The sequence below is a fragment of the Archangium sp. genome, assembly GCF_036277355.1.
GTDB lineage: Bacteria > Myxococcota > Myxococcia > Myxococcales > Myxococcaceae > Archangium.
The window spans coordinates 203,967-217,519 of the sequence record NZ_DASUNC010000063.1; the positions used below are offsets into that span (position 1 = coordinate 203,967).

The window sequence follows — 13,553 nt, forward strand, 5'->3', positions numbered from 1 at the left end:
GTCGTCCGGAAGCGCCCTGACGGGGACGGCCCTGGCACTGTCCTGGTAGCCCTGAATCTCTGGGGAGTTTTCCAGGCTCTCCTGCTCGCGAGCTGTCTCATGGCCAGCATGAGCGCGGCCGGCGCGGAGTTGAGACGGGTGAGGGTGACGCTCTCGGCCGAAGCGCATTCACGAGCCGAAGCCCTCAGCCCCCGCCTGGAGGACTGGAAGGAGGGCATGCTCTCCCTTCGAATAGTGGACCCCGGCCGCCTGGTGGTGAAGGCAGGTGCGGAAGTCATCGCCGCAGGCGCGCTCGGCTGGGGTGAGGACCAGCGGCTGCGGGTGGACCCGCTCGAGGCCTACCCGCCCGAGACCCTGCCACGGGTTGTCAACCGCGAGCGCGGACAGGAGGAGGTGCAGGTAGACGTTCCAGAGGGAGTGGGCGCCGGAGAGCACCTCACCCTTACTTATGAATGGGACTGGAAGCACGCGGGGGAGCCCGCCCTGGAGCGCACCTGGCGCCTCTCCCCCACGGAGGAGATTCCACCAGAGTGGCTGGAGGACGAACCGTCCGAGCCCGAGCAGGATGACACGCTCGGGGACGAGGCCGGCACGCAGGCCCTCCTCTCGCATGAACTGGCTCCCATCCCCGTTCAAGTGGACCCGGCTCGGCCCGAGCTGCTGTGGGTTGCCGGGTATGCCTCGCGCGAGGAAATAGCCTCGCGGCTCTTTGGGGATGCCGCGGAGGCGGGTGCTTTCGACATCGAGCCCCGAGCGCCTCCCTCCACCGCTGTGGAAGGCCTCCACGTCTGCGTGCGCGTGCGCCACCCGCCAGCGCTCGTGCCGGAGTTGCTCGCCACCCTGCGCCGTGCCCTGGATGCGCATCTGGAGGCGGATGTCGCTTGGAGCCGCTCCCAGCTTTCGGCGCCATCCCTGAGCAGGGCCGGGGCCTCCGCACTGGTGGAGCGCGGCCTGCGCTGGGCTCAACGCTCGCACGTTCTGGATGGGGCCGGGCAGAGCTACTTCGACCGGTACCTCCAGGCGCTCGAACCCTTGAGGGACGAGTCGCAGCGCGGGCTCATCCTCGGAGAGGCCGCCGAGCCCCTGCGGAAGGCCATCGCTCTGCGCTCCAAACGCTACAAGGCGAGCGACAGCGTCACGGATGGCTCGCCCGTCCTCGCCCCGGGCAGCGTGGTGGGCCGCTTCTATTTCGCCGATGGCTCCAGCGTCCAGGTGCGCACCCTGCTGCTGCTCACCGAGGAGACGTCCCTGGAGCGTGCGGAGCTGCGCGTGCGCAACGCTCCTCGTGGAAGCCCGCGCGTCATCATCCCCGGGGAGGACGGGCGCTGGCGGGGCTACAGCGCCGAATTCAACACTGTTGCCGCGGCTCCCGACCCGCTCGAGCACCCCGAGGGCAACGCCTACTGGTACTACCCAGGCACGCTCCTCATTCGACCGGGGGACTGGCGGCCGGGGTTGGGAGCCGGTACGGGCGAGCTGGCGGCCTTGCGACGAGAGCTCCTCCAGACAGCCCTCGCCACGGCGACACCGCAAGCGCCCCAGCCCCTTGTCTCCCTCGACCATGACGTGCTTGCCCTACTCACTCCGGACGAGCGACTGGGCGTCATCAACACCCTCCTCATAGGCCCTGTGCTCACCTCCGACATGAAGGAGGAGGCAGTGCACCTGCTCACGCGTGTACTGCTGTCCACGCCTGACCGGGAGTTTCCACCCCTGGAGCGCAAGCTCACGTCGAGTGGGGCGCTGGAGAAGCTGCTCGGCAGCAACGCGCAGGACAGCAAGGTGTTGTTGGGACAAGCCTTCACCCAGAAGGCACTCGCCTCGTTTCCCCTCGTGCTGGACCTCCTCGAGTCCCTGCCCACCTTCCACCTGGGGCGAGAGGGAGAGACGACCCACCTGCTCAACGTCCCTCATGGGCAGGTGTCCACGGTGTTGCTGGCGCCGGAGGCGTGGGAGGCACAGCAGGGGGTGCGCCTGGGAGCCGAACCCGCTCTGCCCGGAGAAGCGCTGGGGCCCTCCAGGCGCATGGCCCTGTACTTCAAGCCGGTGCGGCACGAGTTCCAGGCCCGCTACCTGTCGTCGGTGGACGAGGCGCCGCGCAGCCGGGCTCTGCACCCACTGGAATGGGTGCGGGTGGAAGTGCACGGGCCACAACCGCGCACGCACCTGATGACGGCCATGGAACTGGCCCTGCTCGCTTCCACGCCGGACAAGGTACTCGTGTGGTCGGCAGTGAGCCGCATCAGCGAGATGCACATGGTGTACGGCGCTGTTTCTGCCCTGACGAAGGCACCGCTGTGGACAGGAGTGCCAGCCACGGCAGCGCAAGGCGGCACGCTGGCGGCAGCACGCGGAGCGGCGGTGCGCCTCTTCGTGGGCCGCATCTCCCTGGTGGCTGCCCTGGCGGTGGTGGACACGTACCGGGACGAGCTGTCGCAGACGCCAGAGGGACGGGACTTTCTCGCAGTACATGACGCGACCATGGTGGCGCTGGCTGCCCGGGACATCTACAAGCTCGCCAACTCGGGCATGGGAAGCGAGCTGGCGCACCGGGGAGGGCTGGCGTTGAGCGCGGCTGGCGCCCGAGCCTCGTCTGGACTGCGTGAGTCGGTGGAGTCCGTCCAGGCCCTGGTGAAAACGCTGGAGCGGACGCTCGCCGAAGGCAAGGCCGTTGCGACACCGGACGGCCTGCGGTTTTCCCTCCCTGGCGGCGCCGAGACCTTCAAGCAGGCTTTCTTCGCCATCCGAGGGGAGATGGCGGCTGCACGAGCCCTCGGCGGCATTCGCGGCGCGGGGCTCTCGGCCGAGGAGGCCGAGAAGACGCTGGAAGCGTTGAAGTTGCTGGCCGCTGAGAGCCGGGAGATGGCGCTCGCCTACGGTGCGGTGACGCGGCGCGCGGCGGCACTGCCGGCTGACAAGGCCCAGGCGTACCTCGCTGCCGTGGAATCGCTGCGCTCCTCCACGCGCGGTGCAGTGAAACCGGCGCTCGCGGAGTTGCTGCGGCACTCAGGAGCACGGCGCCTGAAGGACCCGCTTGCATTCCTGAAGGAGGCCGAGTGGCTCGTCAGTCACCCGGAACTGGAAGCCGAGGCAGTGGCTGAACTGGCGAGGAAAGCGCGCCGGGGCAGCGTTGACCTGGGGTGGTTGCGCTCGACGGAACTGAATCTCGAGTACCTCAACTTCATGGGCATGAACGAGAAGACGGCTTGGAAACTGCTCCAGCAGGCGGCGACGGAACCGTGGACCTTCGCGGTGCAACGGCGGGCGCGTGAGCAACTCCGAGGCATCGCGGTGGAGATGCTGACAGAGCGCAATGCTCAGAAGCTCTTCCCGGGCTTCCGGCTCACGGGGCGACAGGTTCCATTGGCAGGGGGGCACGTCATCGACAATGAGATAACGGCGATGCTTGGTTTGCGACTTCAACATGGAGTGGAAGCAAAGGGCTGGAATAAAGACAGGTGGCGCATGGCGCTCAATGCATGGGATGCCAGGCAAGGCACGCAACCGATCAGCAAACAGCAAGCCGTACTTGCAAATCAGCTTCAGCACCTCCTCGAACAACTCGCCGATGCGGCGAAGGCGCCCCGAGGGAGGCCGTTCCTCGTCATTACAGACAAGCTGAGTGGGCCCACCAGGGAGAAGCTGGAGAGATTCCTACGCAGAAACGCGCGGGGCACACAGGTCGTGGAGATAGACGAAGCCCAAATACTGGAGCAGACGAAGCAGCTGCGGGTGGCAATGAAGCTTCCGGAGGATCTGTCTGGAGGTGCGCCATGAGCCGGTGGCCACTCTGGGCGGTCCTGGCTTCAGGTGAGCCGGCATGGCTGGAGAGCCGCGCCTACGATGCATTGTGTTTGGAAAAAGGTGAGGAGGACGAAGAAGGGCCGCCTTTTGAGATGAGCCTGGGAAGTGGCCGCTACCACGCCCTCGTGGGGGCAAACCCCGTTGACGTAGGCGCCGAGATTCAAATCGCCAAGGAACTTTCGCTCGAATGTGACGAGCCCGTGTACTCGATTGAGCGCGCCAACGACCCGTGGACCGTTATGTCCTGGAGGAAGGGCAGTCCGGATGTCCTGGAGGAGGATCCAGAATCCCTGGCGAAGTCACTCGGTTGTCCGCTGCCAGGCAGCGAGGCGTCTTCGGACTCGTCCGCGAGGAAACCACTGCAGGCCGTCGCATTGGTGGAAGGAGTCCGGGCACAAGAGGCGATTCGGGTTCTGGAGGAGGAGGCTGGCGAGCCACTCACTCCGGGGCGCTATCGCCTCGAGGACACGCCGCGAGGGCTCCTCATTGCCAGCGGAACTGGCGACATAGGGTACGCCGACATCACTGTGTCGGAACGGATTCCCCACGCGACCGTGTATGCGGTGATTGCCTCGCCCGACCTGAAGGAGTTTTTTGTGACCGTGAGGCGAGGGGGTGAGGGCATCGAAGAGTTCGCCCAGCCAGCCGATGACCTTCCGCGTCTGCGAGTTGCTAGCGACATCAAGGGCGAGCGCTCACCGGCTCGGATTCTCTCCGCGCTGGGCATCCCGGCGGAGTGGTTCCGGAATGAATGACGGGTGCTGAACCCGAGCGGCCCCGGTTTCAGCGGCACACCACGGCCCGGGCACCCCAAGCAGTGCCCGGGCCGTGGCCGGCTTTCTCAGGCGGGAGCGGAGTACAGGGCTCGACTGCCCCTCCGCACCCACCACACCACCGCGGCCACCTGGAGGTGGAAGGGCAGTCTCCGGAACTCGTCGTTCCGGCGGTGCTCAACGAGCGCGGTGAGGTACTCCGCCGGTACCCAGTTGCCCGTCCGGCCGACGGACACGGGACCGTGGACCACCGGGGCTCCCGCTCTCCGGAGTGCGCGCGTCCAACGCCGGGCTGGAACGCGAGCGAAACCGCGACGCTCCATCGCTTGAATGAAGCGCCTCGCGCGGCAGACCTGGCCGCCGAAATGGGGACGGGGCGGCTCGACGGCGCCGCACCTCCCACAGGTGAGGGGGCTCATCCCCTCACTCCTTCACGGCTGTCCGGTACTTGCCGCGGACGAGCGGCCCCCCTCTGCTGGCCATTGAACGGCACTCCCCTGTCCAACTCCGACGATTCAAGCCCTCTTCGGGCACACGTGTTTCAATGGGCATGAGCCCTCCCTGCCGCCGCGTGGGTGCATCAAACCGCCGGGCGGCTCTCGGCCTCGCTTGATGCACGCGGTGGGGGGCTCTTGAAGGCAGGTGAAGCTTGTCGAGGGCCACCAGCCGTCAGCGGCTCCCCAGCCGCGTACTTCCGGAGACTACGTGAATTGTCACGTAGGGTCAAACAACCTTCGGAGTAGTAGGTGGGATACCCCACGCAGCATGGTGGGTCTGGGAAGTATGTCCCCATCACACGACTTTTGCGGTTGCAAGTCCGACGAGTCGCCGAGCGACAGTCTCTCCTCTGGGACTGGTCCTGACAGGTCATCCCACGTGGGGCGACCTCCCAGGACAACAGCCGTACGGGGGCACCCTGACGTGGGGCCACGAAGATGCTACAGTGCTTCTCGTCGAGGGCCACTGGCCGTTGGCGGTTCCGCCAGCGGAGAGTGCCGGAACCGGCGGGGAGCAATCCTCGCCGGTTCTTTTTTTTTACCTGCTTCGGAGCGCTCGCTCCGGCGGTGCCTGTCGAGGCCTCGCGGGCAATCCCGGTCCGGGTGGCATGTTGCTCGGGGGCAGGTATCAGCCCCCTACGGGGAACGGCTCCTGGACGCCGAGGGAGTGCGGGCAGGGTAGAGTCCCCGCCGTCTCATGAACGTCCGGGAGCCTGGTGTGTCGCGCCTGTTGGCAGCAGTGGTGGTGGGAGTCCTCGTGCTCGGGGCCTCGGGCTGTGCGCACGAGGCCGGTGCGCTCCCGTCCTCCGGGGAGTCCGTTTCCCAGGGGCCGGCCGAGCCTCCCCGGGAGCCGCTCCCCAGCGGGCCGCTCGTCCTCCGGGGCGTGGTGACGTGGGAGGGCAAGCCCGTGGGCGGCGTGACGGTGAGCGCCGTCCCCCATGCCGATGTGCCCCTGTCCGCGCGGGCCTGCTCCTCCGGGGTGCCCGGGATGACGATCCTCGACCCCGGGTGCGGCGCGATGAAGGGCGAGCTGGCGCAGACCGCGGAGTGGCTCGGCCTCAAGGCGCCCATGGCCCGGACCGTGACGGGTCCCGATGGTTGGTTCGAGTTCACCCAGCTCCGGGCATCCACTTACGATCTCTGGGCCAGTGGCCCGCAGGGGACCGCCTTCCTGGCCGCCGTTCCCGCCGGGGCCAACGTGGTCGGGGTGTCCCTGGAGAAGGGGAGGAACATCCAGGTGGCCGTGGAGGACGGAGGCTCGGGGCGGCCACTGTCCGGGGCTCGGGTCGCACTGCTGCCCCAGGTGGGAGGCCAGGCCTTCCTGACGGTCTCGGATGCCGGAGGACAGGCCACCTTCCCTCCGGTGCCCACGGGCGAGTACCACGTGGTCGCCTCGCTGCCCGGACGCCTCGCGGACGCGGGCCCGGTGGGGGCCGAGGGCACCACCCTCCACCTCTATGTACCCCGGAGCCTCTCGGGCCGGGTGCTCCGCGCGGGCGGGAACGGCGGGGCGGGCCTCCGCGTCCGGCTCGAGGGGGAGGGATTGCAGGGGCTCATCCAGACGCGGGAGGAGGGCGACTTCCACCTGGCGGGCCTCCCGCCCGGCTCCTACGCGTTGACGGTGCGCGAGGGGCGGGAGCTCGCGACGGCCACGGTGCTCATCCCCGAGGATCGGGACCTCACGGACGTCCGGCTCACCCTGGAGCCCTGCGCCGAGGTGTCCGGGCGTGTCTCGCGTCCCACCGGCGAGCCCATCCCCCGGGCGGAGGTGGAGCTGCTGCTCGGCCGCGAGGGCACCTGGCGGAAGTTGCTCGCCACCACCTCAACCGAGGGGCGCTTCCGCTTCGAGTGCGTGGAGCCGGGCCAGGTGCGGCTCTCCCTCAGGGCCCGGGGCCACGTCTCCCCACCGGAGCCCCTCTCTGGGGAGCTGAAGGCGGGAGACACCTTCCCGGCCGACGCCGTCCTTCCGCCCGCGGCACCCGCGAAGGGGCGCATCGTGGACCCGGGAGGCCGCGGGGTGGGAGGGGTCCGCATCGTGCTGACCGCGCTCGACGGACGGGGCGGGGGCGGCGCCACGACGGCGGGGGATGGGAGCTTCGAGGTGGATGGGCTGGCGCCGGGGCGCTATGCGTACGAGCTGTCGCCGGGCGAGCGGTTCCAGGCGGCCCGGGGCGAGGTGCGCCTGCCGGCGGCGAACCTGCGCCTCAAACTGCTTCGAGGGCCCCCGGTGGAGGAGCGCCGCCCGTGAGGGGTGTGGACGAACCGTGCCTGTTCAACCCGGGGCCGCCCTGGTAGATCCACCGTCCACCTTGGGGGGGAGACCCGCCCCGCGCACCCGAGAGGGAGCCTCGTGGCCGAGCAAGTACCGTTTGGAGCCTTGTCGTTCGCAGAGAACCCGGAGCCGCGCTGCCCGTGCGTGCTGCTGCTGGACACGTCCGGCTCCATGAATGGGCGCCCCATCGAGGCGCTCAACGCGGGACTGCTCCAGTACCGTGACGAGCTGGCCGCCGACAGCCTGGCGTCCAAGCGGGTGGAGGTGGCGGTGGTCACCTTCGGGGGGCAGGTGCAGACGCTGCACGACTTCTCCACCGCCGAGGCCTTCTTCCCCAACGCGCTGATGGCCGAGGGCAACACCCCCATGGGCGAGGCCATCCTCCGCGCCACGGACATGCTGGCGGCGCGCAAGAGCCTCTACCGGCAGAACGGCATCCTCTTCTACCGGCCATGGATCTTCCTCATCACGGATGGAGGCCCCACGGACGGGTGGCAGGCCGCCGCCGAGCGCGTGCGCCAGGGCGAGGCCAGCAAGGCCTTCTCCTTCTTCGCCGTGGGCGTGGAGGGGGCCAACCTGGACGTGCTCAAGCAGATCTCCGTGCGCGAGCCGCTCAAGCTGGACGGGCTGCGCTTCCGCGACCTGTTCCAGTGGCTGTCCAACTCGCAGAAGGCCGTCTCGCGCTCGCAGACGACGGACGAGGTGCGGCTGGCCAACCCGGCGGCACCCGGCGGCTGGGCTTCCGTATAGGACGGGGATGGCGATGTGGAGGTTGCTCCAGCAGTCCCTGGAGGGGACCTCGCACCGGCGCTCGGCCACGCCCTGTCAGGACAGCTGCGAGGGGACGGCCACGAGCCCCGGGCAGGAGTCCTTCCTGGTGGTGGCGTGTTCGGACGGTGCGGGCAGCGCGGGGCTGAGCCAGGAGGGCTCGGCGCTGGCGTGCCGCCGCTTCGTGCAGGTGGCCTGCGAGGCGCTCGAGCGCGAGGGCGCGGAGGCGGTGAAGGATCCGGAGCGCATCCGCGACTGGTACCGGCAGGTGCGGCGGGCGCTGGAGGAGGAGGCCGCCCGGCGGGAGGTGCCCTTGCGCGAGCTGTCCTGCACGCTGCTGACGGCGGTGGTGGGTGAGCACGCGGCCGTCTTCGCGCAGGTGGGGGATGGCGCCATCGTGGTGCGCGAGGGCGAGGGCTACGTGCCCATCTTCTGGCCGCAGGCGGGCGAGTACGCCAACACCACGTGGTTCGTCACCTCGGCGGACCTGGAGCAGGTGCTGCAGGTGGCGGGCCGGGAGCCGGTGGACGAGGTGGCCCTGTTCACCGATGGCTTGCAGATGCTGGCGCTGCACTTCGCCTCGCGCTCGGTGCACCGTCCCTTCTTCGAGCCGCTGTTCACCGCGCTGCGCGGGGCGGCGAATCCGGAGGATCTGGTGGTACCCCTGCGCTCGTTCCTGGACTCGCCCGCGGTGAACGAGCGCACGGATGATGACAAGACGCTCGTGCTCGCCGTGAGGGTGGGCGCTGGAGCGGGGCGCGAGTCCTCGCCAGAACCCGGGTAGCACGTGTCCCAGCCCGTCCTCTTCAATTCACGGGGTGAGCGGGTGGCCCTGGGCCCGGAGGTGGGGCGCGGGGGCGAGGGCGTGGTGTACGTGCTGCCGAAGGACGCCCAGCGCGTGGCGAAGGTGTACCTGACGGCGCCGCCGGCCGAGCAGGGCCAGAAGCTGGCGTGGATGGCGGCCCATCCTCCGCCGGGCGTGGAGAAGCTGGCGGCCTGGCCGCACGAGGTGCTGCACGAGGGCCGGGCGGGAGGTCCGGTGCGGGGCTTCACCATGCCCCGGGTGAGCGGCCTCAAGCCCATCCACCTGCTGTACTCCACGGCGAGCCGCCGCAAGGAGTTCCCCACCGCGGACTGGTCCTTCCTCGTCCAGACGGCGCTCAACTGCGCGAGCGTCTTCGAGGAGTTGCACGCGGTCGGCCACCTGGTGGGGGACGTCAACGAGAGCAACCTGCTGGTGTCGCCGCGGGATGCCACGGTGCGGCTGATCGACTGTGACTCGTTCCAGATTCGCGCGGGCAACCGGGTGTACCGCTGCGAGGTGGGCGTGCCGCTCTTCACGCCGCCCGAGCTGCAGGGCCAGCCCTTCCGGGGGCTGGAGCGGACGCCGTCGCACGAGGGCTTCAGCCTGGGGGTGCTGCTCTTCCACCTGCTGTTCCTGGGGCGCCACCCCTTCACGGGCGTCTTCACGGGGCAGGGGGAGATGACGCCGGAGCGGGCCATCCGTGAGTTCCGCTTCGCGTATGGCCGCAACGCGCGGGCGCTGCAGATGACGCCGCCGGCCATCCACCTGCCGCTGGAGACGCTGACGCCGGAGTTGGCCCGGCTCTTCGAGGACGCCTTCGCGCCGGATGCGCCACGGGTGGGGCGGCCGAGCGCCACCGAGTGGTACCGGGCCCTGCAGGCGTTGGCGCGCTCGCTGCGCAGCTGTGCCCAGGAGCCCACGCACAAGTATCCGCAGCACCTGCCGTCCTGCCCGTGGTGCCAGATGATGGCCACGCGCGGGGTGGCCTTCTTCGGCGCGCCGCAGAACACGGCGCCGGGGCCCCAGGGCTTCACCTGCACCTTCCAGGAGCTGGAGCCGCTGTGGACCGAGTCGCAACGGCTGCTGGCGCCGAACCTCCTCGCGCCCGTGACGCCTCCGCCGATGCCCGCGCTTCCGGACCGGCTGCCGGCGGAGCTCCAGGCCGAGGTGGATCGGGTGCGGCAGGCCAGCGTGGCCATGCTGGTGGGCGGGGTGCTGGCCACGGTGGGCTGGTGGGTGGTGATGCTGGCCTCCCTCCAGGTGGGCGGCTTGCTGCTGGTGCCGGGCTGCACGCTGCTGGGCAGTGCCTCGGTCGTGTGGTGGCTGAGCCGGAAGCATCAGCGGCTTCCGGTGGAGGTGGCCGAGCAGCAGGGGCTGTTGCGCCAGGCGGAGGCGGCCCTGGCCGCGGCGCAGACGGAGGGCGAGCGCTTCAAGGACGAGCTGCAGCGGATGGCGGATCGGGCGCGCCAGCTGCTGCACGGGCTGCGCGCGGAGTACGGCAAGCTGCAGCCGGAGTTCGAGGCCGAGCAGCGGCGGCAGCTCCAGCACCGCGAGTCGATGCAGCGCGAGCAGTTCCTGCGGGCGGCGCTCATCGAGGACCATGAGATCGACGGCATCAAGCAGGTGCTGAAGGCGAACCTGGTGCGCTGGGGCATCGAGTCCGCGTACGACGTGCTGAAGGAAGACGTGAGGCAGGTGCCGGGCTTCGGCGAGGTGCGGACGACGAAGCTGATCGCCTGGGCGAAGGAGGTGGAGAAGGGCTTCCGGTTCGATCCGGGGCTGGCGGTGAGCGAGGCGGAGCGGCGGGCGCTGGTGTCGCACTTCCTGCAGCGCAAGGCGTCATTGCGCGCGCGGCTGGAGGCGGAGGTGGCGCCGCTGCGGACGTGGTCGCGGGAGATGACGAAGCGCTCGGGCGAGCTGGCGGCGAAGCTGGAGGAGGCGCGGCAGGGGGTGATGCGGGCCACGCTGGGAATGCCCGCGGCGCGGCCGACGGTGGAGGCGGCGCTGAAGCCTCCGGTGTGGGAGGACCGGCGCGTCCTGCTGGCCATGGTCCTGGCGGTGATGCTGGGCGGCGTGGTGGGGCTGGTGAACCGGGCCACGACGAGCACGGTGGAGCCGGTGAAGCTGGCACCGCCTCCCGTGGCGCGGGCGCCCGAGGAGCCCGCCGAGGTAGCGGTGTTGCCCCTGGACTGTCTGGCCCGCGAGGAGGCCACCACCGGAGCTCCGGTACTGGAGCGGCTGACGGCGGGAAGCCGGCTGGAGGTGGTGGAGGAGGAGGGCGGGTGGCGCAAGGTGGTGCTCGCGGGAGGCCGCGAGGGGTGGACGGGTCCAGGTTGCTGGTCTCCGCCGTGAGCCCTTCGGGTACGCTCGTACCGGGAGGGGTCGCGTGGAGAGTCCGCAGTCCTCGCCCGGTTCCCGCAGTTCACCTTCGACACGCAAGGCCGCCCCCAGTCCGTTTTCAAGGGGCCCTCCGCGGAACTCTTCGAGCAGTGGCTCCAGAACGTCGAGCGCGCCGGAGACGTGGAGCTGTTCCGCCGGTTGTACCGGCTCCAGCTCCAGGACCTGTCCAGGGATGCGCGCCGCAAGCGCTGGCTCGGGGACCTGCTGGCACGCTATGGCACTGCCTCTACGGTCCCCCGCGCCTCATCTCCCCTGGCTGTTCGGCCTGTGCTCCTCACCGCTGTCCTTCCACGGCGCCCTTCTTTCAAGCGCCGTCCGGAGGGATGCCCCCTTTTTGTCTGTGAATGTCTGGGCCTGCTCTCCGCCTCTTCAAATCCTCTCCTGCGGACTTTGAATCAATCCTGCCTCCAGAGGGACGCCGAATTGGGGGCCTGAATTGGGAAGAGAGCCCAGGCAGAGCGCCAGTATAGATGAATCGAGTTCGTATCCCTCTGACGGATGATCTCCTGAGCAGAGCGCCATCAAAACCCTCGCCAGGGATGATATTTCCTCCAGCAGTCCCCCAATTGCAAACCACCGAAACAGATGCAGCCTCCTTGCGTTTTTCGCTAACGCAGATAGCGCTTGCCTGTGGAGCAATTGAAGCTCATGCTTCCTGGCCGTTGCTGACTACTACAGGAGGGAGACTCTTGCGTTACTGGATGCTCACGTTGGCGGTATGCTTTCTGATTGGGTGCAAGCAGGGTCCACAGGGGACTGCTGGTCCTCCGGGGCCTCAAGGGCCCGCGGGTCCGCAAGGAGAGACCGGGCCCCGAGGACCGGTGGGCCCTCAGGGCGAGCCAGCGCCGCTGGTTCTGGCGGCGGGAGGAGGGCTCTCGGGAAGCGGCACTGCGGCCAGTCCACTTGAGGTCACGAGCGGTGGTATCACCGTCGATCACCTCGCTGGCCCCGCACGACTCTACTCGCGGCTGATGACTCCGAGGTGGCTGCAGGCCAACGCCGACTTTCACAGCGCGCGCGTCTTCGATATCACCGATACAGAGGTTTCTTTCGGCCCCGCTGATACTGGAAACGAACAAACGCGTCTGCTCACAGTCCCGCTGTTGCCTCCCAACACCTTCAAACCTGACGAGACCTACTTGGTACGAATCGTTGTCAACCAAGTGGTTGCCAGCAGCGATAACGACCCGGGTTTCGGAGTCACAGACGGAACAAGGTTCATTGGAATACAGAAGGGTGATGAGGTCAACGCTGACGGCGCGGCATGGGTCTTGCTGGGGATGTATGGCGATAACCTTGCCTCTCGTGCTATAATACCCCTTGGCGGCCCAGGTCAGAATGCCCAGAATTTCGAGATCCTCATTCGACTGGGACCGGTTGCCGGGTCCAATACGCCGGTGTTTTTCATCAGCCGCATCGGCCTTCTAGCCGGACGACACCAGGAGAGCCTGCCCATCGACCGGTCCAAGGCTATCTCATTCGTCGTTTTTGCGAACAACGCTGCTGAGCTGTATACTTTCCAGAGCTTCGAGGTGACCATTGACCGTGAGGGCTGAGCCCCGGGGGGCGGTCCACAAGTAGGGTTCCCATCGAATCTTCATGGCTACCTAGTACTGCTGTGTCATAAACGTCTAGTTTTGCTCGCACGCCCCCACGCACGAGGGGACATACGCCTCGGACCTCTCCTCGGGCGTGCTGGTAGAACTGTTGGAGCCGGTCGTTCCAGAGGGAAAGGCAGACGTTTATGACACAGTAGTACTAGTGGACTGTCCACGAAGTCCTTGGACATAGTCGAAACAGGATCCCGCGCGGGGCTATAGGCGGGAAGTGTTGGCCTGTTTGTAGGTCGGCGCTCCGAAGATACTGCAAGGGGAGCGCTCAGCGCTCAGGCCGAAAACTCCCGATGGGAACACCTTCCCTCCGCGAGATGCTCCGACTGGTCCGACAATCGGACCAGTTGCTCATGTTCGCCCCCGGAAGCAGCCCGACTCTTCGCTCCGCGACTATGTCGAAAAACTTCGTGGACACTCCACTAGCACCGAACGTCCGATGGGGCCGTCGAGGGAGCACTTGACGGTTCCGGGCTCTCTGGGAGCGGGGCGTCGAGCGAGTAGAGGACGAGGCGGTCGTTCATCCAGGGGATGCGCACCTTCTTGGCGTTGAGGTGCTCGACCTTCTGCTCCCACCAGGAGCGAAACCACCGAGGGTGGAGGACGACGAACAAGGCCCGGTCG

General features: G+C 68.3%; 9 protein-coding genes. 7 read left to right on the top strand and 2 right to left on the bottom strand.

What is annotated here, in order from left to right; all coding sequences use genetic code 11:
* The first annotated feature begins 99 nt into the window (after positions 1–99).
* Positions 100–3,777 (top strand): hypothetical protein, encoded by a 3,678-nt coding sequence (locus tag VFZ09_RS17190; protein ID WP_329728661.1) that lies wholly within the window; start codon positions 100–102, stop codon positions 3,775–3,777.
* On the top strand, positions 3,774–4,559 hold the full coding sequence (locus tag VFZ09_RS17195) for a hypothetical protein (RefSeq protein ID WP_329728662.1): 786 nt from the start codon (positions 3,774–3,776) through the stop codon (positions 4,557–4,559). Before VFZ09_RS17190 ends, VFZ09_RS17195 begins: the two co-directional genes overlap by 4 nt.
* Positions 4,560–4,645: 86 nt before the next feature.
* Here VFZ09_RS17195 and VFZ09_RS17200 read toward each other — a convergent pair whose 3' ends face one another.
* Complete coding sequence (locus VFZ09_RS17200; RefSeq protein ID WP_329728663.1) at positions 4,646–4,828, bottom strand: hypothetical protein; 183 nt, start codon at positions 4,826–4,828, stop codon at positions 4,646–4,648.
* Positions 4,829–5,792: 964 nt separating this feature from the next.
* Here VFZ09_RS17200 and VFZ09_RS17205 point away from each other — a divergent pair.
* The 5 genes from VFZ09_RS17205 (at position 5,793) to VFZ09_RS17225 (ending at position 12,875) form a co-directional block, all read left to right on the top strand.
* Complete coding sequence (locus VFZ09_RS17205) at positions 5,793–7,322, top strand: carboxypeptidase-like regulatory domain-containing protein (RefSeq protein ID WP_329728664.1); 1,530 nt, start codon at positions 5,793–5,795, stop codon at positions 7,320–7,322.
* 129 nt (positions 7,323–7,451) lie between these two features.
* On the top strand, positions 7,452–8,096 hold the full coding sequence (locus tag VFZ09_RS17210) for a vWA domain-containing protein (RefSeq protein WP_329728665.1): 645 nt from the start codon (positions 7,452–7,454) through the stop codon (positions 8,094–8,096).
* A 13-nt stretch (positions 8,097–8,109) separates the two neighbouring features.
* The gene (locus VFZ09_RS17215) at positions 8,110–8,898 is read left to right on the top strand and encodes a PP2C family serine/threonine-protein phosphatase (RefSeq protein ID WP_329728666.1); all 789 of its coding nucleotides are present in this window, start codon (positions 8,110–8,112) and stop codon (positions 8,896–8,898) included.
* 3 nt (positions 8,899–8,901) lie between these two features.
* Entirely contained in the window at positions 8,902–11,271 is a 2,370-nt protein-coding gene (locus VFZ09_RS17220; protein ID WP_329728667.1) for an SH3 domain-containing protein, read from the top strand.
* A gap of 869 nt (positions 11,272–12,140) precedes the next feature.
* Entirely contained in the window at positions 12,141–12,875 is a 735-nt protein-coding gene (locus tag VFZ09_RS17225; RefSeq protein WP_329728668.1) for a hypothetical protein, read from the top strand.
* 476 nt (positions 12,876–13,351) lie between these two features.
* Here the strand turns inward: VFZ09_RS17225 and VFZ09_RS17230 are convergent.
* On the bottom strand, positions 13,352–13,553 hold a 202-nt coding region (locus VFZ09_RS17230), incomplete at its 5' end, for a hypothetical protein (RefSeq protein ID WP_329728669.1).